At 61.7% G+C, this 415-nt stretch carries 1 protein-coding gene; it reads left to right on the plus strand.

Annotation, left to right across the window (positions count from 1 at the left end):
• Window positions 1–97: 97 nt before the first annotated feature.
• A partial coding sequence (locus AC0IW9_RS30405; RefSeq protein WP_471652040.1) for a hypothetical protein occupies window positions 98–415 on the plus strand: 318 nt, incomplete at its 3' end.

Here is a 415-nt window from a genome sequence, read left to right on the forward strand (position 1 = left end):
GGCCACCAACCGCGTCGATAACAGCTTTGCCTCCAGCGTGCGCAGCTGCGGCACGCAAGATTGCCAAGCGAGCTTCAGCCCCGCGCCAGTGCCGGCCATGCCGAGCTTCCGTGCCACCAGCAGCACCTTCAAGCAAGACGTCGTCTACGCCGGCAACCTGACCCTCGACGGCAGCCGCAAAGAGTGGCAACGCCTTAACGTCAACGGCACCGCCAAGGTGCGTTTCAATGTGGCCGGTGAATACCTGCTCAAAGAGCTGGAACTGGGCTACCGCAGCACCCTGGAACTGGCACCTGGCGATTACTGGATCGACAAACTGACCCTGGGCAGCGAGTCGAAAATTACGCCCATTGGTAACGGCACCGTGCGCCTGCACGTGCTGAAGAACCTCGAACTGCCGTGGCTGGCGTTGATG

It is taken from the genome of Belnapia sp. AC561, from assembly GCF_979252845.1.